Here is a 23811-nt window from a genome sequence, read left to right as displayed (position 1 = left end):
CTCGATCGGTTGATTCTGGTTTCCTAGTTCTTCCGGTTCAGGCCCGCACGGATTCTCCGTGCGGGCCTGAACTATGTTCGGCTCGAACGCAGTTCGACATGTAGAGAGGCGCAGAAGCAGTGACTTACCCGAAAGCCCGTTTCACAGTGTTCGCCGCCGGAGCCGTCGTTGCTCTCGGGTTGCTCACCGGTTGCAGTGGTGGTGACGACTCGGCAGCCACCGATCAGAACACCGACGTGTGCAACTCTTTCGCCGCCGACCACAATGCGTTCGTCGGTCTGGTGAAGGCGGGCCCGGGGTCGGCAGCCAACATCGAGCAGTGGACTGCGGACAAGCAGGCGGCCGTCGACAAGGTGAAGTCACTGTCCGGCACCGCGTCCGGTGACGTCGCCAGCGCGATGACGACGTTCGCGGACGCCATTCCGGCTGACACGCTCGAACTGTCGGAACCCGACAGCGAGTCGGGCAAGGCGTTCGTCGACAACGGCGCAGCAGTGAAGTCCGCCTGCGAGGCGGATGGCACCTCGATCACGCTCGACGAGCTACCGCTGACCACGTTCACCAACTGATCGCCTGACGGGCCCTCTCGGCCTGTCGCACGCCCCACAACGAATGAATGCGCCATTAACGCTGTCAGACAGCGTGAATGGCGCATTCATTCGTTGAAGCAGACCGGTGTCAGTCCTTCGAGTGCTTGCCGAGGTCGGGGGAGGAGGAATCGATTGCTTCGCCGCTGCCGCCGGTGGTGTCGGCCGCGGTCGAAAGCTTCTGTCCTGCAGTGGTTCCACCCGCGAGAATGTCGCGGATCTGCACCAGCACGTCGACGTCGCTCAGTTCCTTCTCCGGCTGGCTGACGAAGCGCTTCTTCGCGGTGTTCACCGGCAGGATCAGCACGAAGTACACGACCGCGGCGATGATGATGAAGTTGATGATCGCCGTGATGACCGCGCCGATATTGATGAACGTGGCGTCGTTACTACTGAGGATCTTGATTCCCCACCCGAGTTCGTTGCTGCCACCGACAGCGGCGACCAACGGGTTGATGATGTTCGTGGTGAACGCCGTGACGATCGCAGTGAATGCTGCGCCGACGACGACAGCGACCGCGAGGTCGACCACGTTGCCTCGCAACAAAAAGTCCTTGAATCCCTTCAGCATGAGCCGCTCTCCGATCTCTTGGTATGTTTCGGTCTCGCCAGACGTTAACCCAGATCGATCGACTTCGGACTCCGTGAACCGCCCGGGCACCGGCTCAATGCAATGTCACCGTCAAAGCGCTCACCAGCGACGCGGCTGCCACCGTCGTCGCATCCTCGGTCGGTAGGGCGAGCAGCACCACCCGATCTCGTTGCCGACCTCCACCGGCCTCGGCGGAGACGAGCACCACCATCGCCCCCGATGCCAGTATCCGAGCCGCAGGTGGGGCGTCGGGATTCTCCTGAGTCTCGACGGTCAGGACGTCCACCCGATCGCCTTCTCTGAGTAGGTCGGTCACGCCCGCATCGGCGAGATGGACCGGTACGACGCGTGCCTCGGCCCCCAGCGCCGCGGAGGCTGTTCGCGAGCCCAACAGCCGGACGTCGGTGAGCAATTCGCCTGCTCGAACCGGTCCGGTCAGTGTCCGTCCGTCCACGTCGGCGGAATCGAGCACTGCGCCGTTGGGCACCGTGGCCGAATCCCATTCGGCGACGGCAACATCGGCCGGCGTCAGTATCGTTCCCGGCGTCAGGTCGCGGCCGGCCGTGACGACGCGGACGCGATCGTCGCCTGCGGCGTCGTCGACGAACAGCAGGACTGCGACGGCCACCAGAATGCCCGCTGCGATGCGTCGAACTTTCACCGATCCCACCCACGCGGGACGCTGAGCGAAGCGGTCGAGCAGCGTCGAGTCCAGTCGGTTCTTGCGGGCAGCCATGACCGGAACGGTAGCGGTCCCAACTGGCCTGAATAGACCGAAAAGGCCGGCCTGTGGATAACAGACCGGCCTGTGGATGGATCCGAAAACTACTGGCTGGCAGCAGCTTTCGTGGAGGAGGACGAGGAGGAGCTGCTCGACGAGGACGAATCCGACGACTTCTTCTCGGCCGGCTTCGAGTCGCTCTTGGTCTCCGACTTCGTGGCCGCGGCGTCGGACTTCTTCTCGCTCGCGCCTTCGCTGGCGGTGCCGGAGTTGCCCCGACTGTCGGTGCGGTAGAAGCCGCTGCCCTTGAAGACGATGCCGACCGAATTGAACAACTTGCGGAGCTTGCCGGAGCATGCCGGGCATACCGTCAACGTGTCGTCGGTGAAGGACTGGACGATGTCGAAGCGGTTGTCGCACTCGGTGCAGGCGTATGAGTAGGTGGGCATCGTGTTTCCTCCGCGCTGGTCACCGAGGAGGTTCGCGCTCTGCTGGCCGAGGCCGAACACCGCCGGTGTCTTGTCTGTTCGTCGAAACTGGGGAGAGCATTAGCACTCTACAGTCAGGAGTGCCAACGAATCGAATCGTAGCGTTATTCCGTACTCAAGCGTACGAGCCCGCCCCCGGGAGTCAGCGCGTGCGTCACGCGGCGGTCGTGCGGTTCGGCCGGTAGCCGGGAGAACAGCTCCTCGTCGCGCACGATGGCGACCAGCATGGCCTCGGGACCGCACAGGTCGAGAGTCCGGTCGTAGAACCCGGCTCCGCGGCCCAGCCGGACACCGCGGCGATCGACGGCCAGCGCAGGTAGCAGCACCACCGAGCATTGCCCGACGGCGTCGGGCTCGAGTAGTGGACCCGACGGCTCGAGCAGCCCGTACGGTGCCCGCACCAACGCATCGCGACCCGCGTAACGCGCCCACTTCAGCGGCCCCGGCTCATGGGCACTCGGCAGCAGAACCGTGGCTCCGGCCGCGGCCATCGCGTCGAGCATCTCGATCGACCCCGGCTCCCGGCCGATCGGAACGTACGCCGCCACGACCGAGTGTTCGGCCGCCAATTCGCCGACGGCATGGCAGAGTGCGGAGGACTCCATCGCGCGTTGCGCATCGTCGAGCAGTCGGCGTTCGGCGAGGACATGCTCCCGCCACAGATCCTTCGGCGTGTTCTCCGAAAATTCGGGAACGCTCACAACGGTTCACTCTCCCTCTCGTGCTGTCGTTCAACGATATGCACTCGGGGGTCGAACGGGGCACACGCCGAGCCAATCTCCAGAAACCACGGATAGGGTGAGCACCATGACAGAAGCCGCTTCAGCGACGACCGCCGCCACGCCTGTGCACTTCCGCACGGCCATCGTCCCCGCCGCAGGCATGGGTACCCGGTTCCTGCCGGCCACGAAAACCGTTCCGAAGGAACTACTTCCGGTCGTCGACACTCCCGGTATCGAACTCGTCGCCGGAGAAGCGGCAGATTCCGGTGCACAACGGTTGGTCATCGTCACCTCTCCCGGCAAGGACGGCGTCGTCGCCCACTTCGTCGAGGACCTCGTTCTGGAAAAGAAGCTCGAAGCGAGCGGAAAGCTCGAAATGCTCGAGAAGGTACGCGTCGCCCCCAAGCTTCTGGACGTGCAATCGGTCATTCAGCACGAACCGCTCGGACTCGGCCACGCCGTCGCATGTGCCGAGGAAGCACTCGACGACGACGAGGATTCGGTCGCGGTGCTGCTGCCCGACGATCTGGTGATGCCGCGTGGTGTGCTGGACGTCATGGCCCGGGTGCGCGCCAAGCGCGGCGGCTCGGTGCTGTGCGCCATCGAGGTTCCCGACGACAAGGTCTCGTCCTACGGCGTCTTCTCCGTCGAAATCGTGCCCGATGCCGTCAATCCGAACGTCCTCAAAGTCACCGGCATGGTCGAAAAGCCGAAGAAGGAAGAGGCACCGTCCAACTTGGCTGCCGCGGGCCGCTATCTGCTCGACCGCGCGATCTTCGACGCGTTGCGACGGATCGAGCCCGGTGCCGGCGGCGAATTGCAGCTGACCGACGCCATCGCACTTCTGATCGAGGAGGGCCATCCCGTTCACGTGGTCGTGCATCGTGGATCGAGACACGACCTCGGAAATCCCGGGGGATACCTACGCGCTGCGGTTGACTTTGCTTTGCAGCGCGACGACTACGGTCCCGCGCTGCGTGAATGGCTGAACGAACGCTTGAGCGACAGCTGGGCACCGGAACTGACGACGTACGAATAGCATCGCGGGTCGATGCCATAGAGGAAGGGCCAGATGCGCTCGGTCGAAGATCAACAGACCAGGGTGACCGCAGCGGCGGTGGCTCCACGGCCTGTTCGGGTCGCCATCTCGGAAGCGCAGGGTCTGCTCTGCGCCGAGGAAGTGGTCACCGAGCGTCCCCTTCCCGGCTTCGACCAAGCCGCGATCGACGGTTACGCCGTACGCAGTGTCGACGTCGCTTCCGCAGGTACCGACCTGCGTAACGAGGAAGACGAGCGCATCGACCTGACGCTGCCCGTCGTCGGCGAGGTCTCCGCGGGTTCGCGTCAGCCCATCCGGCTGCAGCCGCGTCAGGCCGTGCGGGTCGATACCGGCGCGCCGCTGCCCACGTTGGCCGACGCGGTCCTGCCGCTGGATCGCACCGACAACGGCCGCGCCCGGGTCAAGGTGTTCCGTCCGGTGCGCTCGGGCGACTATGTGCGCAAGATCGGCGACGACGTCCAACCCGGCGACGTCGCCGTGCGGGCGGGAACGATCATCGGTGCCGCGCAGGTCGGCTTGTTGGCCGCCGTCGGACGCGACAAGGTGCTGGTGCATCCGCGTCCGCGATTGTCCGTCATCTCGGTGGGCGGGGAACTGGTCGATACCGATCGGACTCCCGGGCCCGGCCAGGTGTACGACGTCAACTCCTACGCGCTCGCTGCTGCAGCGCGCGATGCCGGAGCCGACGTGAACCGCGTCGGCATCGTGAGCACCGACCCCAAGCGACTGCGTGAAGTGGTCGAAGGCCAGTTGATCCGCTCCGAGATCGTCGTCATCGCAGGCGCGGTCGGCGGAGGTGCGTCCGATGGCGTCCGTGAGGCTCTGGGCGAACTCGGCGACATGGAAGTCGAGCGGGTAGCCATGCACCCTGGCTCGGTGCAGGGATTCGGTCAGCTCGGACGCGACGAGGTGCCCACGTTCCTGTTGCCTGCCAACCCCGTCAGCGCGCTCGTGGTGTTCGAGGTGATGGTCCGTCCGCTCATTCGCATTGCACTCGGCCGTCGCCAGCCGCTGCGCCGGACCGTCACCGCGCGGACCGTCGCACCCATCACATCGATCGAGGACCGCAAGGGATTCCTGCGAGGACAGCTGATGCGCGACGAGGGCACCGGCGAATATCTCGTCCAGGCTCTCGGCGGTGCACCGGGCTCGTCGTCGCATCTGCTCGCGACACTCGCGGAGGCGAACTGCCTGGTCGTGATCGATCCCGACGTCACCGAGATCCGCACCGGCGAAGAAGTGAAGGTCTCGTTCCTCGCTCAGCGCGGCTGACGCACGCGCTCACACGCGCAGCGCATACGATCGACTGATGCCGCGAACGTGGTCGAGCCACCCGGGTTGGCCGGCGAAATTGGGTCCAGTGCGAGTGGCCGGGGGAACGGTGACCGTCCGGCCCGTCCGCATGCGCGACGCAGCCTCCTGGAGTCGAATCCGCACCCAGGACCGCGCACACCTCGAGCCGTGGGAGCCGAGCGGTGAGGGCAGTTGGAATTCCCGACACCACATCTCCTCGTGGCCCACACTGTGCTCGGGCCTGAAGTCCGAGGCACGCAAGGGACACATGCTGCCTATGGTGATCGAGGTCGACGGCGAATTCTGCGGGCAGATCACCACCGGAAACATCGTGCGCGGCGCGCTCCGGTCGGCGTGGATCGGGTACTGGGTGTCCAAGGAAGTCAACGGCAAAGGCGTCGCCACCGCGGCGCTGGCGCTCGGACTCGATCATTGTTTCGGACCGGTCGGGTTGCACCGCGTCGAGGCAACGGTGCGTCCGGAGAACCTCGCCAGCCAGGCCGTGCTGCGCAACGTCGGTTTCCGCGAAGAGGGCCTGCTCTACAAGTACCTCGACGTCGACGGCGAGTGGCGCGACCACAAACTCGTCGCGATCACCTCGGGAGAGGTGCAGGGTTCGGTCGTCGATCGATTGGTCCGCGCGGGCAGGGCTGCGTGGGCATAGCGCTCACTCCACAGTGTTCGGTTGCAGATGTTGTCAAAGTGACAGGAGTGTAATTCGAGTCGGCGCGTCTGCGGGGTTCTCGCACCTGCTCCACATAACCTGAGGGCGTCTCGACTGTCGCTGTCGCCTGAGGAAGGAGAACATCGCCGATGCCGAACTCGATCATCTGGATCGGTCTCGTGGCCGTCTGGCTCTTCGTTCTTCTTCCCATGCTGATGACCAAGCGTCCGCAGATCATGCAGACCACGGACGCAGCACTCGCCACGCGCGTGTTGCATCGGGGTGGCACCAAGCGCAAGCAGCGCGGCCCCGCGACCGGCCACCGCAGTGATCCCGACTGGCGGCCGGAGGACGACCTGCGGGTCTCCGCGCCCGCCAGCGAGATCTTCGGCCCGAAATTCGCGTCGATTCGTTCGGACTCACCCGATCTACCCGGTACCGCGGAGGACCCCATGGACACTCACGCTGAAGAAGAAAACGACCTCGAACACGACGAACCGGTCCACGACGCACCTCGCGCGAGCTCTCCCGCACACGAGCCGGGAGTCGTCGACGACGACTTCGTGCCTCGCCGACGCGGCCGCGGCGGATTCGATCCCGAGGCCGACGCCATCGCCCGGGCCGCCCGATACGCCTTCCGTCAGCGCGCGGTTCTCGGCTTGGTGTTCGCCGCTATCACGACCGCGGCACTGGCGTTCATCATCTCCCCGACGGTGTGGTGGCTGTGCGGGTTGTCCGTCGCAGTCCTCGTCGGGTACCTGTACTACCTGCGCAGGCAGGTGCAGATCGAAGAAGAGATTCGTCGACGACGACTCACCCGCATGGGTCGCTCGCGCCTCGGTGTGGAATCGGAGACCGACGAAGAGCTCGAACTCGTGCCGCAGCGTCTGCGTCGACCCGGAGCTGTGGTGCTCGAGATCGACGACGAGGATCCGGAGTTCGAGCATCTCGATCATTACGAGGAGCCGTTCCAGGCACGCCGCGACGATGACGGCGATTTCCGTCGGGCACAGGGCGCGTAACAGCGGTCCCGAGGGGCTTTGCTAGAGTTGCCCAGCCGGTCGAGACGACGGCAAACGGGGCTGTGGCGCAGTTGGTAGCGCGTCTCGTTCGCATCGAGAAGGTCAGGGGTTCGATTCCCCTCAGCTCCACCCGAAACGAAAGCCGCCACTCACCTCGAGTGGCGGCTTTCGTTGTGAATCAAGGCAATACAGAGCTCAGCGCACTCATTGCGATCGTGGTGACGGACAGTCCGCCGGTGCCGAATGCCGCTGCGGCGGTCATGCCGACCAACACTTCGTCCGCCGTTGGCGTCGGCGGTTCGAGCTTCGCGCGCAAGAACGTGAACGGTAGGCCCCAGAACGCGCTCACCCCGCCGTCGTACTCGCGAGTGAGGTCGCCGAAAGAGTCGTTGCCGTTGTCCCTGTCGCCGCGGATCAGTGCGCTGGACTCGAGATCTTTCGCGGCAAGTACCACTACCCGGTCTCGATAGGCCAGACGTACTCGATACGAGCGTTTCATTACTCGTGCGGACCCCAGTTGCACCGCAATCGGGTCACCGCCGACCGTCGCGCGAATATCTGTCGACCGTCGGGTGCCCAGGGGAGTTCTTTCCGCGGTCTGCGGTCCGGTGCGGACGAACGTGACGCGGCTGGATGGCGTCGACAGGTAGGAGCCGGCCACGAAGTCGTTCTGATAGACCAGTTCGACGTCGTCGTACAGGGCAGTCTCGATCCTGACCGTGTGCACACATCCGACCCTACCGACCAGCCGGTTCCGTAAGTTGTCGGTGCGGCGTTACGTCGCCAGCGCATGTGTCACACTTCATACGGTGACCAGCCAGATGACCGTGCATGTCGAGGACACCGAGGCTCATCGAATTGCGGCCCGGATAGTGACGCCTCTCGGCAAAGAGGCTGTGGTGACCACCGCGTCGAATTACGAGTTGGACCATTCGGCGACTCCGTGGCTTCCGCCGATGCTGGTAGCGGGAATGCGAAAGAACTGGAGTATCGCTTTCGACAGCCCGGTGGATTCGATGGCACTTCGAGGCGCTCCCGAGGCGCAGAGAGTGTTTCTCGACTGGTATCCCAGACGGTTTCATGGGATATCGGTATCGGCTGACCCTTCCGACGCATTGTCCGACGGCCGAGGGGTGGGTTGCTTCTTCAGTGGAGGCGTGGACAGCTTCTATTCGGCAATCACCGAATCCGATCGCATCACCCATTTGATATTTGTTCACGGTTTCGACATCTCCGCCGGGAACGAGGAATTGGCGGGTCGAGCACTGGCCAGTGCCCGAGACGCGGCCGCGGAGCTCGGCAAGCCGCTGATCGAGGTCAAGACCACGTTGAGGTCGGCGTTCGGAGACCGGTTGCCGCTCGATTGGGGATACGACCTTCACGGAGCCGCCTTGGCCCATGTCGGGCTGGCGTTGTCCGGTCACCTGAGCACCGTCATGATTCCGTCGTCCAACAGTCGCTGGGATCTGCTGCCGTGGGGTTCCCATCCCGATCTGGACCCGCTCTGGTCGAGTAGCAGTGTCACGTTCGATCACCACGAGTTGGAGGTGAATCGGCTCGGCAAGCTCCGGCGGATAGGTCTGGACGAGACGGCGATGAAGCATCTACGGGTGTGCTGGGAGAATCGCGACGGTCGATTCAACTGCGGAGTGTGCTTCAAGTGCATCAGGACGAAGATCGGGTTGGCCGCTGCAGGTGCGGAGAGCGAGGCCCTTCCTGGACCCATCGATCTCCATGCGGTCAGGTCCTTGACGTTGACGAACCGTCAGTGCCACCACCTGCGAAACGGGCTTGCTGCCATGGAAGAGGCAGGCGTGACCGACGATGGTGTGGTTGCGGCAGTGGACACGGCGATCCGCCGAAGACACTGGCGACAGGCCGTGTCGTATTTACGACGATCACGATCGATATCCATCGGCCTCATACGTCGTCGCGTGAGCTGAGGCATTTCCGGCAATATGGCGTATTCGGACAACATTCGATCATTAACGAGAATCGAATTCTTTCGAACGTCTTATGAGCACCATTGACTTGAAACGGTCTTTTGGATTGCTTAGCGCCTGTAACCGCGTCACGTTGCAGTTTTCGGTGCTCTGAGCTGGGGCTGCTTCTTCGGCTGACTTTAGTGTTCGCGTGGCTGATGTCGTATCTTTATACGCGTGCCTGCGCGTTCGGTAGGTGTCGAATTCAATCAGGGGATCGAAATGAACACTCTCAGTGTGGTAATTCCGGTGCTCGACGAGGTCGACCACATCGGCGAATGCTTGAATTTGCTGCTCGATCAGGGAAACTACATAGACCGTATCGTCGTGGTGGACAACGGCTCGACCGACGGGACGCTCGATCTGGTCGAGACCCTGTGCGAGGTCAATGACAAGGTCCAGTTGGTGCACGAGCCGAATCGGGGCGTCGTGCATGCCCGGAACACAGGCTTCGATCTCGTGCAGTCGTCCATCATCGGGCGCATAGACGCCGATACGCGCGTCCGGCCCGGGTGGGCCCGCTCCATCATCGAATTCTTCGGAGAGCACTCCACGGTTGCGGCAGCGGGCGGGCGAACCTACTTGTACGAGTCGCCGTGGGCCCGGCCTCTGGCGTGGCAACATGCACGAGCGGAGCAGCGTGACCCGTCGGTGCGCAGCGCCTTGGCGGTATCGGGCAACAATTTCGCGATCCGCGCATCTGCCTGGCACCAGGTTCGGGATGTGGTCAGCGACAAGACCTGCGTGCACGAGGACATCGATCTGTGCTTGTCGTTGGTCGGCCAGAAGTTGCCGCTTGCTCTGAACGGCCGTATGAAGGCTGCGGTATCCGGCCGGCGATCGGCTACGTCTCCGGTGAAGTACGTGAACTACGCGATCGCGGGCTACCGTTCCTACAAGGAGCATGGGCTCGCATCGGCCAAGCTGGCCCGGATCGTTGCGATGGATTGGCTCCTGCACACGCTGCGCTGGCCCATCTCGAGAATGTTCTCGGCGGTGCCCTCGCGCGCACTGCCCGTCGACGACCGTGCGCTGTCCGACGAACGGATGCGAGAGGCCGCGTGAACCTGCGCTCCCTGATCCCGACCTGGGCGAGCGACTCATCGAACGTCAAGTGGGCCCTCTTTCAAATGCGTCAGGCAACCCTCGTGTCGGTGGCGAACCTGCCGTTCGTTCCGGCGGTTCTGCGGGCGACCTTGCTGCGGCCGGCGGGGGTCCGGACGGACGGGCCGTGCTTGATATACGGCGGCGCGATGATCCAGGGTCGCGGGTCGGTACGGATGGGCACCGGGGTCTTCGTGAATTTCGGGTGCCACTTCGACACTGTTGCCGACATCGTGATCGGTGACGATGTGTTCCTGGCGGACCACGTTCGGATCATCACCAGTACCCATGACGTCGGACCGTCGTGGCGACGGGCAGGCTTGCTGAGGGGCGAGTCGGTCACCATCGGGCGAGGCACGTGGATCGGGTCCGGTGTGGTGATCATGCCCGGGGTCCGCATCGGTGAGGGATGCATCATCGGGGCGAACTCGTTGGTGACCAAGGATTGCGAACCGGACGCGGTGTACGTCGGCAGCCCAGCCGCTCGTCGCCGGGAGTTGAACGATCTACCCGACGCGCGAGCCATAGCGGGCGCGACGCCTGATTTCGAGAGCAATACTCTGACGAACGATCGATAAAGCACTTGCCGATATCGACAAAAGACTATTATCGATCCGAAATTGGACGACTTATTTCGTCTAATTGATGATGTAGCATCATCAGCGTCAGAGGCTCGGCACTCTTTGCATACGCTTCGGAAATTGTCGAGCTACGCATTGCCAAAAAGGTGTCAGGGGTTGGCGTTGTGAACACTCTTTCTGTTGTTGTGCCCGCATTCGACGAACAGGCGCATTTGGGTGGATGCCTGGACGCTTTATTGGCGCAACGTGAACACATTCACGAAATAATCGTGGTGGACAACAATTCCACCGACGATACCGCCGGCGTGGTAGCGAGCTACAGCCGACGGTTTCCGGAGATAGTTCTGGTCCGGGAGTCGAAGCGAGGCGTCGTTCATGCGCGCAACGCCGGTTTCGATCGGGCCGAAGGATCCATCATCGGACGTATCGATGCGGACACTCGGGTAGCTCCGGATTGGGCCGAGTCGATTCTGGATTTCTTCGACCGCAGACTGGACTACGCGGCGGTGACCGGGCCGATCTACCTGTACGACTCCCCGTGGGCTGCACCGTACGGCGCGTACGTGGACTACTCCACCAAGCGCAAACCCGACGAGTTACGGGTCTCGGCGGCCTCGGGTAACAACTTCGCCATTCGCCGCTCCGCTTGGGAAGCCGCCCGCGACCGCGTGAGTCTGCGTACCGACCTGCACGAGGATATCGATCTCTCGCTGTGCCTGTACCGCGTCGGTCTACAGATCGCTCTGATCAAAACGATGTGCGTCGAGGTGTCCGGTCGGCGGCTGCTGACTCCGCCCCTCGAATATCGTCATTATGTGCTGAGTTCCTACCGAACATGGGCCCACCACGATTTGGCGAACAAGGCGCTGCGTCGACTGTTGATCGCGGACATGATTCTGCATACCGTGCATTGGCCGTTGACTCGAATTTTGTCCGGATGCGAGTCGCGAATTCTGCCGGTGTCGCATTCGAACGAGGGCGTGACATCGCAACAATATTCGTCACCTGTTCGCGATGGCGAATATGCCACCACGGCGTCGGCCGAGTAAATTCACGGCTGATTCGAGCGGTACGCGACAATTGTCCGATCGGTAGCGCCGATCTACTCCTTGTATCTGCTGCCGCCCCCGGAACCGGTCCCACGGTTCCGATACAGGCCCGCGTGATCGCCGACGCGGTGTTACTGTCTCGTAGTTCTTCGACCCGCGGGCATCCGAGAGTCGAGTCGGGGTGGGCCGGTCGGGCGGCCGTGTAGCAGGCGGGGGCGTGTCGTGCGCTTCGATGTTCGGACGTTCGTCGTCGGTCTTGCCGTGTCTCTGCTGACGGGACAGCTCGTCGGGACAGCGTCGGCGGACGTCGTCGTCGACAACCCCGTCCACTACGTCGCTCTGGGCGACTCCAGGGCTGCCGGGCCCGCGTGGTTGTCCTATGCCGGCGGAGACGGTTGTGGACGATCCGACGCGGCGTATCCGGCCATGATCGCGAGCGCACTGCACCCTGTGTCCTTCGCCAGCGTGGCGTGCAGTGGGGCGACGAGCGCACACGTCGTGTCCACGCCGCAGAGCACGTACACGCCACTGCCTCATCGTGTCCCGGTTCAGATCGATGCGCTGCGGCCTCATACGACGCTGGTGACCCTCTCGATAGGCGGCAACGACCTGAATTGGGCGCAGTTGATCGGGCCGTGCCTGCAACCTGTGCCGCAGGAAGATCCTCGGTGCCGGAACAACCCCGTGGTCCTCCAGGAGATCGATCAGAGGCTCGGGCAGCTGGGGCCGGTGTTGGACGGGGTACTCGACGCCATTACGCAGCGTTCACCACTCGCCGTCGTCGTGCTGGTCGGTCACGGTGGTTACTTCGACCATCAGGGCTGTTTCCCGGACTCGAATCTGCACGGTGCCGACGCGGCGTTCGTGCAGGATTTCTTCGTCCGGTTCGATTCCGTGCTTCGAGACAGTGCCGTCAGGCATGGGGCGACGTTCGTCGATGTGGCGGGGCCGGCCGTCGGCCACGACGCATGCGCACCGATTTCCGAGCGCTGGTTCACGGGCTCGATGACGTTCGGTCCGACACCGTTCTTGCATCCGACCCCGCTGGGCAGCGCTGCGATGGCGGGATTGGTGCTCGACGCAATCGGTCGGTGATGTCGCGTCGTCGGTGACAATGCGCGGGGACAACGCCCGGTGACACATCCTGTTGAACAAACGATCATCTGCGTACCGGTCGGCCCGGTAGATTGACGGGTTATATCGTGAACCGACGATCCGAGCGCTGGATCTGCCCCTGCAACTTCCATACGGAGTGTGAATGTCGTTCGAGATCGTCGACCTCCCCGAAACGTGGGTCGCCGGTCTCCCCGTTCGCAGTCCCAAACGAGCACTCGGGCGGTTGAACGATCCTGCCCTCAACCAGGCGTGGTCCGCAGTGCTCAATCAGGAGACTGCCGGACCGCTCGCGTCGATCTACACGGACTTCGCCCCTGGAATCGGATCGTACAATACACAGATAGTCGGTTACCAGTGCTCGTCGCTCGGGCAGGTGACGCGTGGGCATTTGATCGCAAAAGTGCCGTCTGCAAAATATGCCCGATTCTCCGCGGTGGGTTATTTTCCCGACGTTCTCACTCGATTGTGGAATCAGATCGATCACGCCGAGGAGAACGGGGAGATAGTGCGATCGTTCACCGGTGATTACGAGTGCTACCCGCACGCCTACAAAGTCGACCTGTATTTGGCCATCACGCAGCCCGGCGGTTCGTGATGAGCTTTCGGATCACCGCGCGCAGTGCCGAATTGTTCGGTGGGTTGGTGGCACCGCGGGTGGAGCCCGGTGCCGAGGCCAGTTGCAGCGAATGGATGGGATTCCTCCGAGATCGTGTGCGCGAGAAGAACATCGACGCCACGGAGGTGACCACCGTGTATGTCCCCGATGCGCACGGCACCGTCAATGCACTCGTCGGTGTCCCGCTGGACTCGCCGAGTGACGTCGCTGTGGGAGATGTGTTCGTATCCATACCGACTGGTGTGTTTGCAGTGTTCGTGCCCAGTGGTGGTCTCGCGGATCCGATCGAAGACGTCTGGGCGCAAGTCGACGAGTGCGTTCGATCCGGGACGCTATTCCGTGCTTACGCCGAGGAAGTAGAAGTCGTTACGAATGCTGGAGAAGTGGAACTTTTCGTTTCGATCGTTTTGTAAACGAGGTCTTCTTCATGTTTTTGTCACTTTCGAATCACAAAATCGCCGACGAACCGGTTACTATTGGCAAGCGCTGACAAGCCCGTATAGGGAACGTGAATTCGAGTTCGTGGGTTCAGCACCCGGGAGCCAGCGCGGACCACAAGGTGTCGATGTCATCGCACGATCGACTGAGCAGGGGTGTAGCAACATGGTGAGACAACTCAGGGCAGAAGCCACTCGCGCGGCGGCGCTGCGCGCTGCAGCAGATCTCTTCCTCGACGTCGGGCATGCCAATGCCACGCTGAGTCAGGTGTCGGCGCAGTCCGGCGTGACCAAGGGCGCGCTGTACTTCCATTTCGCGTCCAAGGAAGAACTCGCTCGCGCCATCGTCGACGAAGGTCACGAGCGCGTGTCCACGGCCTGCGCGGGGCTGGTGGACAGCCGCAGCCCAGCCCTCGAGTCCGTCATCGGAATCTCGTACTCGGTTCTCGAACTGGCAGCGTCGGATCCGCTCGTTCGTGTGATGTACCGGTTGCAGATGGAGATCGACGGGTCCGATACCGCTCGCGGAAGCGTGTTCGGCACGTGGGGCAACATCTTCGAGCACCTATTCGAACGGGCCATCGAGCACGGCGACGTCGCCCACCACCTGGACGCCGGAAACGCGGCACTGCTGGTGTGCGAAATGCTGGCCGGAGTACTGATGGTGTCCGAGGCGCAGTCGCGTCTGGGGGATGCGCCGTCGCGTATGGAGAAGGTGTGGAACACCGTGCTGCCATCGTTGGTGCCCGCCGACAAGCTGGCCTACTTCCGTGAATTCGCAGCTCGCAGCCTCTCGAGCTTCGTGCGCGAGAACATCGACTCGAGCTCGGTCACCGTCTGACTTTCCTTCTCGCCCGGGGTGCTTGCTGCACGCCGGCGTGAGGCGCACACTGTGTGACATGGAACACAGGATGTCGGACACTGAGCTACGGAAAGCAATCGGCACCTTGCAGCACCGCGCGGACGATGCGCGAAAACGAGGTGCCGACGACGAGGCGACGCGTATCGAAAGCACCGTCGCCGATTACCGAGACGAGATGTCGCAAAGATTGTGACGGCCCTGTCGGTCGTCACCGCGTAGGGTCGGAATGGACCTGACACGTGGCAACCGGTGGGGGAACAAGCTTCGATGGCTACATACGATCTGCGCGGCAAGAAGACGTTGATCACGGGAGCGGGCAGCGGAATCGGCCGGGCGACGGCCATCGCGGCTGCGGCCGTGGGAGCAGAACTGTTCCTCACCGATATCAATGCCTCCGGGCTTGCCCAGACCGTCGACCTGGTCGGGCGTGCGGGCGGAACGGTGAGTCACTCCTTACCGTTCGACGTCTCCGACTTCGACGCGGTGACCGCCTTCGCAGATGATATTCACGCCGAGTTCGGCAGCCTGGACGTTGTGATGAACGTCGCGGGCATCTCGGCGTGGGGCACTGTGGAGAATCTGGAACATCGGCATTGGAAGTCGATGGTCGACGTCAACCTCATGGGTCCCATCCACGTCATCGAGAAATTCATGCCGCCGATGATCGAGGCGGGCCGCGGTGGGCATCTGGTCAACGTCTCGTCCGCGGCGGGATTGATCCCTCTGCCCTGGCACGCTGCATACAGCGCCAGCAAGTACGGCCTTCGTGGCGTGTCCGAAGTTCTTCGATACGACCTCAAGCGCCACGGAATCGGCGTCAGCCTCGTCGTGCCCGGTGGCGTCAAGACCGGTCTGGTGCAGACACTGCAGATAGCCGGCATCGATCGAGACGATCCTCGCGTGCAGAAGCTGCAGCACCGGTTCGAGAAGCGTGCCGTCGAACCGTCGGTGGTGGCCGATGCGATTCTCGCCGGCATTGCCAAGCGTAAGTACCTCGTCTACTCCTCCAACGACATTCGCTTCGGTTACTGGATTTCGCGAAAGTTTGCGCCACCGTACGAGTTCGTACTGCAACGAGCGAACGATCAGTTCTCCAAGCTGCTCGAGCCGCGTCGCGCCGACGGGGCGTCGAAGTCGACGTCCAGTGTGCGGGCACCGGGGCCGGAGTAGGAGAGCCGGTCGTGTGGGTTGGCCAGAGCGCAGCCGGCCAACGACAGACAACCACAGCCGATGCACCCGGTCAGGTCGTCCCGTAAGCGAACCAGTTGCTCGATGCGCGAGTCCAGTTCGCGATGCCACCGCGTCGACAGTCTGGCCCAGTCCTCGCGGGTGGGCGTTCGCTCGTCGGGAAGTTCGCTCAACGCCTGACGGATGGTCGCGAGAGGGATTCCCACCTTCTGTGAGATACGAATGAATGCCACTCTGCGCAAAGTCTCGCGGTGAAACCTGCGCTGGTTGCCCGATGTTCGTCGACTGCTGATCAGGCCCTGCTTCTCGTAGAAATGCAACGCGGACACGGCGACGCCGCTGCGCTCCGACAGCTGGCCTGGGGTCAATTCACGGACGTTCCACTCGGGCATCGGCACGACCTCGACATTACTTCAGGTCCGGATGCCAGCGCTGAACGACGAATGGGTTTACCGTTCGTTCATGAGCGTCGACTCCGCTGCGGGCCCGTTGGGAGCCAATTCCGAGGTAGGTGTGCTCCGCACTGTGATGCTGCACCGCCCGGGCGACGAGCTGCGGCGCCTGACTCCGAGAAACAACGACCAGCTGCTGTTCGACGGATTGCCGTGGGTGGACCGGGCACAGGACGAGCACGATGCGTTCGCGGAGTTGCTCCGGAGCCGCGGCGTGACGGTGCTGCTGCTCGGCGAACTCCTCACCAAAGCGATGACGGTCAGCGGTGCCGCTCGGATGCAGGGCATCTCGGCTGCCGTCGACGCCCGCCGGCTGGGACGGGCGCTCGCCGAGGATCTCGCGCAGTACCTGCGCGGTATCCCGGCAGCCGAACTGGCCCAGATCCTGATGGCGGGCATGACGTTCGACGAGTTGCTCGAAGCCGAGTCGGATGAGGCCGAGCCCAGTGGTGCCTCGCTGGTTCGCCGCATGCATCACGGGGGCGACTTCGTCATCGATCCGCTGCCCAATCTGCTGTTCACCCGTGACTCGTCGTTCTGGATCGACAACCGAGTGGCGATCACCTCCCTCGCCTTGCCTGCGCGAGTACGGGAAACGTCGCTGACCGACTTGATCTACGCATTCCATCCCATGTTCAAAGGCGTGCGACGTGCGTACGAATCCCGTACCGCTCCGGTCGAAGGCGGTGACGTGTTGCTGCTCGCTCCTGGAGTGGTCGCGGTGGGTGTGGGGGAGCGCACCACCCCTGCGGGCGCAGAAGCGTTGGCACGCAGTCTGTTCGAGGACGATCTGGCGCAGAGCGTGTTGGTGGTGCCGATCGCGCAGGAGCGTGCGTCCATGCATCTGGACACCGTCTGCACCATGGTCGACACCGACGCGGTCGTGATGTATCCGGCTATTCAGGACACGTTGTCCGCGTTCACGATTCACCGCGAGGATGCCGGCGTCAGTATTCGCGGCGCCGACCCGTTCCTCGAAGCCGCTGCCGATGCGATGGGAATCGGCAAACTCCGGTTGATCGACACCGGACTCGATCATGTGACCGCCGAACGCGAGCAATGGGACGACGGCAACAACACCCTCGCCATCTCCCCGGGGGTGGTCGTCGCCTACGAGCGCAACGTCGAGACCAATGCGCGGCTCGAGGCGTCGGGCATCGAGGTGTTGCGAATCTCCGGGTCCGAGTTGGGCTCGGGCCGGGGTGGCCCTCGGTGTATGTCGTGCCCGGTGTCGCGCGAAAGGCTGTGACGGACAGGCGTTTCTACAGGACGGCGAGGACCTTGTCGGCGGGGCGAGCCAACACGGTTCCCCTGTCGGTGACCACGATCGGGCGTTCGATCAGAATGGGGTGCGCCGCCATCGCCGCGATCAAGGTCTCGTCGTCGGCCACCGCCAGTTCGAGTTCCTTGTAGATGCTCTCGCGGGTGCGAACAGCCTGACGTGGTTCGAGTCCCGCGTCGGCGAGCAGCGTGCGGAGTTCGTCTTCGGTCGGCGGCGTCTCGAGGTACTTGACGACCTGGGGGACGATGCCTGCATCCTCGATCATCTTCAGAACGGTGCGGGAGGTGTTGCAGCGTGGGTTGTGATAGATGGTTGCGGCCCGGGTCATGTTTGCAATCCTGTCACGCGGGTAGCCAACGCGACAGATCACGCCAGGAACGGGAGTAGTCGCATGACCGACAAGCGCATTGTCATTGCAGGTGGGCACGGCCAGATCGCCCAACATCTCACGCAGGTTCTCACGGCGCACGGTGACCGCGCTGTGTCGCTCATCCGCAACAGCGATCACGTCGATGCCGTCACGGCCCTCGGTGCGCTGCCTCAGGTCATCGATCTGGAGTCTGCGTCCGTCGACGAGTTGGCCGACGTTCTCTCCGGTGCCGACGCAGTGGTGTTCGCGGCCGGTGCAGGTCCCAACAGCGGTCCCGAGCGCAAGGACACCGTCGACCGGGCCGGTGCGGTGTTGTTGGCCGATGCCGCTGAGAAGGCCGGCGTTCGCCGCTACGTGCTGATCAGTTCCTTCGGGGCCGGTGAGCCGGTCGCGGACGACCTCGACGAGGGATGGAAAGCATACATCCGGGCCAAAACTGCTGCGGAAGAAGATGTTTCGTCCCGCACGGGCTTGGACTGGACCGTTCTCCGTCCCGGCAAGCTGACCGACGAGGATGCGACGGACTCGGTTTCGCTCACCGAGCCTCCACTCGACCCCGGCGAGGTGACCCGTGCCGACGTGGCAGCGGTCGTCGCCCGTCTGATCGACACCGGCAGTGCCATCGGCAAAACGCTGATGCTCACATCTGGATCGACGTCCATCGCTGACGCTGTCGACGCGGTTCGATGAGGCGATCGTGCGCGTAAGCATCGATCCGTCGAACACGACCCCGGTGTTCGAGCAATTGCGGATGCAGATTCTGGGATTGGTGCGGTCCGGGGATCTCATCGCTGGCACAAAGATCCCCACGGTACGTGGGCTTGCCGAAGAGCTGAAGATCGCGCCGAACACGGTGGCGAAGACCTACCGGGAGCTCGAACAGCAGGGAATCATCGAGACGCGGGGTAGGTCCGGATCGTTCGTGGCGTCCGGCGGTGATCCGTCACGGGACATCGCAGCCAGGGCCGCAACGGAATTCGTCCGGGCCGTCAGATCTATCGGTCTCGACGACGACCAGGCGCGAACGTTTCTCGAAGCTGCTCTGAAAGGGGCAGGCGGCCGGTAAGTTGACGCTTCAACCTCCTTCTGTCAGGGTGGTGCTGCCCATTCAGCCGCGCCAGAAGGATGCCTATCAATGAACTCCACACTCGTCCGTGACGCCGTCGCCCTCGTAGCCCGTATCGGCCTGGGAGTCGTCTTCATCGCCCACGGGTGGCAGAAGCTCAACACCTTCGGCCTCGACGGCACTGCTGCCAGCTTCGAGGCGATGAACATTCCGGTACCCACGGCGTCTGCCTACTTCGCAACGTTCGTCGAGCTCATCGGCGGCGGCGCATTGGTTCTCGGCATCTTCACCCCGATCGCCGGTCTGCTGCTGTTCGCCGACATGTTGGGAGCTGCATTCCTCGTCCACTTCGAGAACGGGGTGTTCGCCACCGAAAACGGCTACGAGCTCGTCGTCGCCCTCGGCGTCGGCGCACTGATGCTCGCGGCGTTCGGTGCCGGTCGCATCAGCATCGACGGAATCACCAAGGGCAAGACCGCAATTCTGCAGTAGTCGGTAGCGAGCCGAGTGGGGCGCTCAGCGCCAACTCGGTAACCACAATTGTTCCTGCCACATCTGCGGGGTGATCGGCATCGCGGTGAGGATCGGCCACAGCCACACGAAGTTGGCGATCACCACCGCGATGTACAGGCACACCAGAAGCAGTCCGGTGCCGCGTCTCTCGGCCGAGGCGCTCGCTTTTCCGATGATGTCGCCCAGTACCAGCGCGAAGCCCATCACCATGAACGGCGCGAGCGCCACCGCATAGAAGTAGTACATCTGCCGGTCGAGGGTCGCGAACCAGGGCAACAGTGCGGCACCGTAACCGACGAGAACAGTGGCGTAACGCCAATCTCGTCGTACGAGAACGGACCACAGCGTCCAGGCGAGCATAGGCAAGGCCAACCACCACATCGCGGGCGTACCGATCAGCATGATCGCCTTCACGCACGACGACGCCGAACAACCCGACACGCTCTCGCCGTCGGCGAAGTAGTACAGCATGGGGCGTAGGCCCATCGGCCACGTCCACGGCTTGGATTCCCACGGGTGCCGATTACCTGCCGAATTGGTCAGTCCCTCATGGAAATCGAGCACACTGCCGCTGTAGTACCAGAGCGACCGCAGGGCACCGGGAACGAAGGAGAACGGCCCGCCGAATCCGATTCCGTTGCCCACCTCGTGTCGGTCGACACCGGTCTCGGAGGTGAACCACGCCCAGTACGTCATCAGGTACACGGCGATCGGAACGATCACCAGCGCGTACAGCGCGGGTCCGATGTCGCGCACCGCCGTTCCCCGCCACGGTCGGCGAACCCCGTACGAGCGACGAGCAGCCAGGTCGAACGCCACGCTCAGCAAACCGAAGAACGCGATGAAATACAGACCCGACCACTTGGTGCCACATGCCAGGCCCAGCATGACGCCGGCCCCGAAACGCCACCACCGCACACCCATTCGAGGGCCGAGATCGCTGACGTCCATGCGGCCCTCGGCCCGGACCGTCCACAGTCGCTTTCGCACGTCGTCGCGGTCGACGACCAGGCAACCCAGAGCCGCGGTGACGAACAGGGCCAGAAAGATGTCCAGCATGCCGATGCGGCTGCTGACGAACGTCACACCGTCGACGATGAGCAGAATGCCTGCGATCGCACCGATGAGCGTCGAGTGGGTGAGGCGTCGGACGATGCGAATCACCAGCAGTACCAACAGCGTTCCGGCGACCGCGGACGAAAAACGCCATCCCCAACCGTTGTAGCCGAACAACGCCTCGCCGACGGCGATCAGCTGTTTGCCGACCGGCGGGTGCACCACCAGTCCGTAGGCCGGATTGTCCTCGAGCCCGCCGCCGGTGAACACCTGATAACCCTGCGGTGCGTAGTGCTTCTCGTCGAACACCGGCGTTCCGGCGTCGGTGGGGTACCGAAGCATCGTGAAGCGGGTGATCGCGCAGATGGCGGTGACGACGAGGGTGACGATCCAGCCGCGTCGTACGTCGGTGTCGTGGAACCAGTCGCGCGCGGCAACGGTGGGCCCGGGACTGACCATCGACCGGTCGCCGGAGCGCTCAGAGGTCAGCAAGGTCACGTACCGATCGTAGGCGGTGTTCCGGAGTGGGCGGCAGGCCGCTGCACCGCATGGGAGACACTGGAGACATGCTCATCCTTGCTGCCACCCCGATGGGCGACGTCGGAGATGCCTCGCAGCGCCTGCGTGATGCCCTCGGTAGTGCCGATGTCGTGGCCGCCGAAGACACCCGACGCACCAAACAACTGGCGTCCTCCCTCGGCGTGACGATCGGGGGCAGGGTCGTCAGTTTCTACGACCAGGTCGAAACGGCGCGGCTACCCGCACTGGTCGAGGCCGTCGCCGAGGGAAAGACCGTACTGCTGGTGACCGACGCGGGCATGCCGTCGGTGAGCGATCCGGGCTACCGATTGGTCGCGGCCTGCGTCGACGCCGACCTGCCGGTGACCTGCCTGCCCGGACCGTCGGCCGTCACGACCGCGCTGGCGCTGTCGGGGCTGCCGGTGGAGCGCTTCTGCTTCGACGGATTCGCCCCGCGCAAGCAGGGACAGCGGCGCACGTATTTCCAGTCGGTGCTCGCCGAACCGCGTGCCATCGTCTTCTTCGAGGCCCCGCATCGGCTCGTCGCATGTCTCGAGGACGCGGTGCACGTTCTCGGCCCAGATCGCCGCGCTGCGGTGTGCCGAGAGCTCACCAAGACCTACGAGGAGGTCCGCCGCGGCGGACTGGGGGAGCTGCTCGACTGGGCACGTGACGGAGTGCGCGGTGAGATCACCGTCGTACTCGAAGGAGCGGTCGCCGTCGCCGAGGAACCCGAGGATCTCGTGGCCGAGGTGGAATCGCTGGTGGCGTCGGGCATGCGGTTGAAGGACGCCTGCGCTCAGGTGGCCGTCGCAGGCGTGTCCAAACGCGAGGTGTACGAAGCAGTTCTCGCCGCCCGCAAGGATCAGTGACGCTCAGCCCACCACGTGCTGGCGTAGCCCTTCGGTCGCTGCTTCGAGAATGGTCTTGGTGCCCTTCTTGACGAGGAAGCCGGGCAGGGGAGCCTTCGGGTCGACGGTCAGCTCGAATTCGACGTGCGTCCCGTTACCCTTGGGCGTCAACGTGTATCGGCCTTCCTGGGCCTTCTGCTGGGTGCTCTCCACCAAGCTCCACGACACCTCGTTCTCGCTCCAGGTGTACTGGACCAACTGCTCGTCGTTGATACCGATGATCGAGACCTTCATCTTGACGTGGTTCGGCCGACCGTCGTCGAAGCGGTCGACCACCTCGCACTTCTTGTGCACGGGAGACCACGAGGGGATGCCTTCGACATCGGCGAGGACGTCGAGAATTGTCGCTGCGTCCGCCTCGATGTCGACGGACTTGTTCACTGTGACTGCCATGGGGAGAAGGTATCTCAGCTTTCTGTACGGGGGCTGACGTTGCGGGCGAACTCGCCGATGGCGCGTAGTGCGCGTCGGGCTTCGGGGACGAAATCGGCTGCCTGGAACACGTGCACCTGATCCTCGAAGACCTGGAGTTCGCAGTCGACTCCGGCGACGGCGAGGCGCTGCGCCATGAGTTCGGCGTCGGCATAGACCATTTCGGTCGATCCGACCTGGATCAGCACCGGCGGCAGGCCGGCGAGATCACCGTCGACCGGTGAGACCCGTGGGCCGCGTTCACCTTCGATGACGATGCGTGCGTCGACACGATCGGCGAGCGCAGTCAGCGCAGGAACAGCATTGGATGGGAACACCGAACACTTGTCCGCGTTCTCGTGGGTGAGCTTGCCGGTGGGATCCATGTCGGTCAGCGGCGACATCGTGAAGATGCCGGCAGGTGCCGGAAGGCCGACGGTACGCAGAGCCAAGGTGACCATGAAAGCGAGATATCCGCCCGCCGAATCCCCGCCCATGATGATCTGGTCCGGGCGATAGCCGGAATCGAGGAGGAAGCGGTAGGCGTCGACCCCGTCCTCGACGGCGTGTGCGATCGGGTTACGCGGCATCATGCGGTAATTCACCGACAGGACTGCGCCGTCGACGCTCTTGGAGACGCGTGACGTCATCCGCCGATGAGTCCGCAGTCCACAGCACACGAAGGCGCCGCCGTGCATGTACAGAACGACACGATCGGTTCCGCTGCCCTCGGCCCGAATCCATTCGGCCTCGCATTCGGAGAGCATGACGCGACTGCGGGTGGTGCCGCTGATCTGGGGGACGAGCAGACCCGCGTAATCGACCAAACCCATCGGCCACGGCAGTGACGGTGCCTGCGCCCACACCGTCAGGAACGGGCGCACGGTGAACTGCAGGTATTTGGACAGGATCTGCGACTGCAGGCTTGCTCCGCGGATATCGCGGCGGCGCGCAGTGGCTGCCGCGTCGGACGTTTTCACTACGGTGAGCGCCGGATTCATAGCCGTCGCCTCCATCCCCGTTGGCTGTTGCAGGGCGCGTGTGCGCCGTGCGTCGGATCCCCGTTCTGTTTGGAACCCCTGGTAACGGACAATAGCGGGTGGGATTTCGTGAGCGCACGTAAGGTCGTGTTCTGAGTCACATTCGG

30 protein-coding genes and 1 tRNA gene are annotated in these 23811 nt (G+C 63.6%); 21 read left to right on the top strand and 10 right to left on the bottom strand.

Annotated elements, in window-relative coordinates; genetic code table 11:
• Positions 1-119 precede the first annotated feature (119 nt).
• Positions 120-569: a hypothetical protein gene (locus tag JLZ96_RS07065; protein WP_032373039.1), complete on the top strand. Its 450-nt coding sequence runs from the start codon at positions 120-122 to the stop codon at positions 567-569.
• A gap of 109 nt (positions 570-678) precedes the next feature.
• Here JLZ96_RS07065 and mscL read toward each other — a convergent pair whose 3' ends face one another.
• From mscL to JLZ96_RS07045, 4 genes are all read right to left on the bottom strand, one after another.
• The gene (gene mscL / locus JLZ96_RS07060) at positions 679-1158 is read right to left on the bottom strand and encodes a large conductance mechanosensitive channel protein MscL (RefSeq protein ID WP_032371230.1); all 480 of its coding nucleotides are present in this window, start codon (positions 1156-1158) and stop codon (positions 679-681) included.
• A gap of 94 nt (positions 1159-1252) precedes the next feature.
• A complete protein-coding gene (locus tag JLZ96_RS07055; protein WP_032373038.1) occupies positions 1253-1915 on the bottom strand; it encodes an RcpC/CpaB family pilus assembly protein in 663 nt (220 codons plus the stop codon).
• Between the two features lie 89 nt (positions 1916-2004).
• Complete coding sequence (locus tag JLZ96_RS07050; protein ID WP_032373126.1) at positions 2005-2349, bottom strand: FmdB family zinc ribbon protein; 345 nt, start codon at positions 2347-2349, stop codon at positions 2005-2007.
• A 143-nt stretch (positions 2350-2492) separates the two neighbouring features.
• A complete protein-coding gene (locus tag JLZ96_RS07045; RefSeq protein WP_045842041.1) occupies positions 2493-3089 on the bottom strand; it encodes a 5-formyltetrahydrofolate cyclo-ligase in 597 nt (198 codons plus the stop codon).
• Positions 3090-3195: 106 nt separating this feature from the next.
• On the opposite strand from JLZ96_RS07045, the gene JLZ96_RS07040 reads away from it, so the two are divergent.
• From JLZ96_RS07040 to JLZ96_RS07020, 5 genes are all read left to right on the top strand, one after another.
• Positions 3196-4149 carry a UTP--glucose-1-phosphate uridylyltransferase gene (locus tag JLZ96_RS07040; protein ID WP_027496052.1) on the top strand — a complete coding sequence of 318 codons (954 nt, stop codon included), beginning with the start codon at positions 3196-3198 and terminating at the stop codon, positions 4147-4149.
• Between the two features lie 33 nt (positions 4150-4182).
• Positions 4183-5442 (top strand): gephyrin-like molybdotransferase Glp, encoded by a 1260-nt coding sequence (glp, locus tag JLZ96_RS07035; protein WP_027496053.1) that lies wholly within the window; start codon positions 4183-4185, stop codon positions 5440-5442.
• 37 nt (positions 5443-5479) lie between these two features.
• On the top strand, positions 5480-6127 hold the full coding sequence (locus JLZ96_RS07030; protein WP_032364078.1) for a GNAT family N-acetyltransferase: 648 nt from the start codon (positions 5480-5482) through the stop codon (positions 6125-6127).
• A gap of 149 nt (positions 6128-6276) precedes the next feature.
• On the top strand, positions 6277-7149 hold the full coding sequence (gene glpR / locus JLZ96_RS07025) for a gephyrin-like molybdotransferase receptor GlpR (RefSeq protein WP_032373037.1): 873 nt from the start codon (positions 6277-6279) through the stop codon (positions 7147-7149).
• Positions 7150-7205: 56 nt separating this feature from the next.
• A tRNA-Ala gene (locus JLZ96_RS07020) sits at positions 7206-7278 on the top strand.
• 49 nt (positions 7279-7327) lie between these two features.
• Here JLZ96_RS07020 and JLZ96_RS07015 read toward each other — a convergent pair.
• Positions 7328-7876: a hypothetical protein gene (locus tag JLZ96_RS07015; RefSeq protein WP_201009731.1), complete on the bottom strand. Its 549-nt coding sequence runs from the start codon at positions 7874-7876 to the stop codon at positions 7328-7330.
• A gap of 82 nt (positions 7877-7958) precedes the next feature.
• On the opposite strand from JLZ96_RS07015, the gene JLZ96_RS07010 reads away from it, so the two are divergent.
• The 10 genes from JLZ96_RS07010 to JLZ96_RS06965 all read left to right on the top strand — a co-directional run bounded on the left by JLZ96_RS07010 (position 7959) and on the right by JLZ96_RS06965 (position 16066).
• Positions 7959-9092, top strand: a complete 1134-nt coding sequence (locus tag JLZ96_RS07010; RefSeq protein WP_201009730.1) for a hypothetical protein — start codon at positions 7959-7961, stop codon at positions 9090-9092.
• 261 nt (positions 9093-9353) lie between these two features.
• Positions 9354-10196, top strand: a complete 843-nt coding sequence (locus tag JLZ96_RS07005; RefSeq protein WP_141214811.1) for a glycosyltransferase family 2 protein — start codon at positions 9354-9356, stop codon at positions 10194-10196.
• On the top strand, positions 10193-10813 hold the full coding sequence (locus tag JLZ96_RS07000) for a DapH/DapD/GlmU-related protein (RefSeq protein ID WP_235580006.1): 621 nt from the start codon (positions 10193-10195) through the stop codon (positions 10811-10813). Before JLZ96_RS07005 ends, JLZ96_RS07000 begins: the two co-directional genes overlap by 4 nt.
• 149 nt (positions 10814-10962) lie before the next feature.
• Complete coding sequence (locus JLZ96_RS06995; RefSeq protein ID WP_308436819.1) at positions 10963-11865, top strand: glycosyltransferase family A protein; 903 nt, start codon at positions 10963-10965, stop codon at positions 11863-11865.
• Positions 11866-12087: 222 nt separating this feature from the next.
• Complete coding sequence (locus JLZ96_RS06990; RefSeq protein WP_201009729.1) at positions 12088-12960, top strand: SGNH/GDSL hydrolase family protein; 873 nt, start codon at positions 12088-12090, stop codon at positions 12958-12960.
• 163 nt (positions 12961-13123) lie between these two features.
• The gene (locus JLZ96_RS06985; RefSeq protein WP_027496057.1) at positions 13124-13576 is read left to right on the top strand and encodes a GyrI-like domain-containing protein; all 453 of its coding nucleotides are present in this window, start codon (positions 13124-13126) and stop codon (positions 13574-13576) included.
• Between the two features lie 116 nt (positions 13577-13692).
• Entirely contained in the window at positions 13693-14010 is a 318-nt protein-coding gene (locus tag JLZ96_RS06980; protein WP_228139163.1) for a GyrI-like domain-containing protein, read from the top strand.
• A gap of 190 nt (positions 14011-14200) precedes the next feature.
• A complete protein-coding gene (locus JLZ96_RS06975; protein ID WP_201009728.1) occupies positions 14201-14875 on the top strand; it encodes a ScbR family autoregulator-binding transcription factor in 675 nt (224 codons plus the stop codon).
• 70 nt (positions 14876-14945) lie between these two features.
• On the top strand, positions 14946-15089 hold the full coding sequence (locus JLZ96_RS06970; RefSeq protein ID WP_201010779.1) for a hypothetical protein: 144 nt from the start codon (positions 14946-14948) through the stop codon (positions 15087-15089).
• Between the two features lie 74 nt (positions 15090-15163).
• On the top strand, positions 15164-16066 hold the full coding sequence (locus JLZ96_RS06965) for an SDR family oxidoreductase (RefSeq protein WP_201009727.1): 903 nt from the start codon (positions 15164-15166) through the stop codon (positions 16064-16066).
• Here JLZ96_RS06965 and soxR read toward each other — a convergent pair.
• Positions 15982-16482 carry a redox-sensitive transcriptional activator SoxR gene (gene soxR, locus JLZ96_RS06960; protein WP_135046493.1) on the bottom strand — a complete coding sequence of 167 codons (501 nt, stop codon included), beginning with the start codon at positions 16480-16482 and terminating at the stop codon, positions 15982-15984. The genes JLZ96_RS06965 and soxR overlap by 85 nt on opposite strands.
• A gap of 64 nt (positions 16483-16546) precedes the next feature.
• Here soxR and JLZ96_RS06955 point away from each other — a divergent pair, with 64 nt between their 5' ends.
• Positions 16547-17785, top strand: a complete 1239-nt coding sequence (locus JLZ96_RS06955) for an arginine deiminase (RefSeq protein ID WP_201009726.1) — start codon at positions 16547-16549, stop codon at positions 17783-17785.
• Positions 17786-17798: 13 nt separating this feature from the next.
• On the opposite strand, the gene arsC is transcribed toward JLZ96_RS06955, so the two are convergent.
• Positions 17799-18146 (bottom strand): arsenate reductase (glutaredoxin), encoded by a 348-nt coding sequence (arsC, locus tag JLZ96_RS06950; RefSeq protein WP_201009725.1) that lies wholly within the window; start codon positions 18144-18146, stop codon positions 17799-17801.
• A gap of 63 nt (positions 18147-18209) precedes the next feature.
• Between arsC and JLZ96_RS06945 the strand changes: the two genes are divergently transcribed.
• The 3 genes from JLZ96_RS06945 to JLZ96_RS06935 all read left to right on the top strand — a co-directional run bounded on the left by JLZ96_RS06945 (position 18210) and on the right by JLZ96_RS06935 (position 19746).
• Positions 18210-18878, top strand: coding sequence for an SDR family oxidoreductase (locus tag JLZ96_RS06945; protein ID WP_032385673.1), 669 nt, complete (start codon positions 18210-18212; stop codon positions 18876-18878).
• 7 nt (positions 18879-18885) lie between these two features.
• A complete protein-coding gene (locus JLZ96_RS06940; protein ID WP_027496064.1) occupies positions 18886-19254 on the top strand; it encodes a GntR family transcriptional regulator in 369 nt (122 codons plus the stop codon).
• Positions 19255-19323: 69 nt separating this feature from the next.
• Positions 19324-19746, top strand: coding sequence for a DoxX family protein (locus JLZ96_RS06935; RefSeq protein ID WP_027496065.1), 423 nt, complete (start codon positions 19324-19326; stop codon positions 19744-19746).
• Between the two features lie 24 nt (positions 19747-19770).
• Here the strand turns inward: JLZ96_RS06935 and JLZ96_RS06930 are convergent, their stop codons facing one another.
• On the bottom strand, positions 19771-21282 hold the full coding sequence (locus JLZ96_RS06930; RefSeq protein ID WP_094714988.1) for a dolichyl-phosphate-mannose--protein mannosyltransferase: 1512 nt from the start codon (positions 21280-21282) through the stop codon (positions 19771-19773).
• 107 nt (positions 21283-21389) lie between these two features.
• On the opposite strand from JLZ96_RS06930, the gene rsmI reads away from it, so the two are divergent.
• Positions 21390-22214, top strand: coding sequence for a 16S rRNA (cytidine(1402)-2'-O)-methyltransferase (gene rsmI, locus JLZ96_RS06925; RefSeq protein ID WP_027496067.1), 825 nt, complete (start codon positions 21390-21392; stop codon positions 22212-22214).
• Between the two features lie 3 nt (positions 22215-22217).
• Here the strand turns inward: rsmI and JLZ96_RS06920 are convergent, their stop codons facing one another.
• Both JLZ96_RS06920 and JLZ96_RS06915 read right to left on the bottom strand, forming a co-directional pair.
• Positions 22218-22646: an SRPBCC family protein gene (locus tag JLZ96_RS06920; protein WP_027496068.1), complete on the bottom strand. Its 429-nt coding sequence runs from the start codon at positions 22644-22646 to the stop codon at positions 22218-22220.
• A 14-nt stretch (positions 22647-22660) separates the two neighbouring features.
• On the bottom strand, positions 22661-23665 hold the full coding sequence (locus JLZ96_RS06915) for an alpha/beta hydrolase (RefSeq protein ID WP_201009724.1): 1005 nt from the start codon (positions 23663-23665) through the stop codon (positions 22661-22663).
• Positions 23666-23811 lie beyond the last annotated feature (146 nt).

Origin of the sequence: Rhodococcus sp. NKCM2511, assembly GCF_014905595.1 — a bacterium.
GTDB lineage: Bacteria > Actinomycetota > Actinomycetes > Mycobacteriales > Mycobacteriaceae > Rhodococcoides > Rhodococcoides fascians.
Note: the sequence above shows the minus strand (reverse complement) of the source record. Positions and strands in the feature narration are given on the sequence as shown.